Genomic DNA, 1,639 nt, shown 5'->3' with positions numbered 1-1,639 from the left:
CTGCAGTAAAAAACAAGTCGTGCCCCCGGGCATGACGCGTGCAACAAGCCCCCTCCCGTCCCCACAGCATGTAAGGGTGCCCCAAAATTCTCCTTTTGGTGCGTGCAGGGCCTGGAAACAGGGGTACCCTTGACTTGACTGCCTTGTCATTTTCAAGCCCCCCCTGCATGCCAACCCCCATGGGTGTGGGGCGCGCGTGAGCGCGCCGCCCTGGGAGCCAGCAGCCAGCAAGGGGAGCACAGAATGCATCAAGGGAACTCTCACACTGGCATGCCCAGGGCATGCAGGGGGGGCATGCAGGGGGTGTGGGGCTCTGTCCACCATCTGCCTTACCCAGTGGGGCGTGGTGTGATGGGCATGAGCCATGCAAGTGGGTGTGCCTGCAGTCAGCGTACCCCCAAGTGGTGGTAGTGCCTGCAGTGGGGGAGAGCCTGTGATGGCCTGTGGTGGGCGTGCCTGTGGTGGGCGTGCCTGTGGTGTGGTGGGCGTGCCTGTGGGCGTGCATGCCTGTGGTGGGCGTGCATGCCTGCCTGTGGTGGGTGTGGCTGGCATGACTACAGGGCACACCCTTGACTTGGAGTGATGTGCAGGCTTCCACCTGCGCCTGGTCTTCCTTTTTTTGATTTCCTTTTTTCACCAAGTGTCGTAAGTTGAGGGTTTTGGGGTACCCCTGGGCAACGTGCGTGGAGGGGGGGAGCGCGCTGGATGGGGATAACCTCAACTTGATGGACAGCCAGGGGGAAGCCCGTGCCCGGGGGCACGGTCCCTGTGTGTGTGTGTGGTCCAAATCTGAAGAACAAAGGGCTTAATCTCAGAAGATCGTAGCAACAAGGCTACTCTGCTCCTTACAATACCCCGTTCTGTATTTAAGTCGTCTGCAAAGGATTTAATCCCTCCCGAATATTTGGAATTACGATTCAGAGTGAATGGCAGTGGCCGGGGGAATGAGTCACCCCACCACACCGCCTCAACTCCCAAGGTACGATTCAAGGGGCGGACCCCTATCCTCAACCGCCTAAATATAGGAGGGCCAGTAAGTATCACCGTTCGGCAAGCATGGATTCTGACTTAGAGGCGTTCAGCCATAATCCTACACATGGTAGCTTCGCAGCATTGGCTGTTCAGCCAACTGCAAATACCAATTATGTGAACCCACAGTTCCTCTCGTACTACGTGGGATTACTTTGACGGTGACGCGCGTGTGTGTCAATCATCAGTAGGGTAAAACTAACCTGTCTCACGACGGTCTAAACCCAGCTCACGTTCCCTGTTAGTGGGTGAACAATCCAACACTTGGCGAATTCTGCTTCGCAATGATAGGAAGAGCCGACATCGAAGGATCAAAAAGCAACGTCGCTATGGACGCTTGGCTGCCACAAGCCAGTTATCCCTGTGGTAACTTTTCTGACACCTCTAGCTTAAAGCTTCTAAAGGCTAAAGGATCGATAGGCCATGCTTTCACAGTTTGTATTCGTACTGAAAATCAAAATCAAATGAGCTTTTACCCTTTTGTTCTACATGAGATTTCCGTTCTCATTGAGCTCATCTTAGGACACCTGCGTTATCGTTTAACAGATGTGCCGCCCCAGCCAAACTCCCCACCTGACTATGTCTTAGACCTAGGTCAAGGGAGCAGAGG

General features: G+C 54.7%; 1 protein-coding gene and 1 rRNA gene. One reads left to right on the top strand and one right to left on the bottom strand.

Annotation, left to right across the window (positions count from 1 at the left end; genetic code table 11):
• Positions 1–370: 370 nt before the first annotated feature.
• On the top strand, positions 371–583 hold the full coding sequence (locus tag V6D20_06745) for a hypothetical protein (protein ID HEY9815482.1): 213 nt from the start codon (positions 371–373) through the stop codon (positions 581–583).
• A gap of 329 nt (positions 584–912) precedes the next feature.
• Here V6D20_06745 and V6D20_06740 read toward each other — a convergent pair.
• Positions 913–1,639: ribosomal RNA gene (locus V6D20_06740) — 23S ribosomal RNA — on the bottom strand; the annotation flags it as partial.

The sequence above is a fragment of the Candidatus Obscuribacterales bacterium genome, assembly GCA_036703605.1.
Taxonomy (GTDB): Bacteria; Cyanobacteriota; Cyanobacteriia; order RECH01; family RECH01; genus RECH01.
The sequence above is the reverse complement of the archived record's forward strand: the minus strand, read 5'-3'. Positions and strand labels throughout refer to the sequence as shown.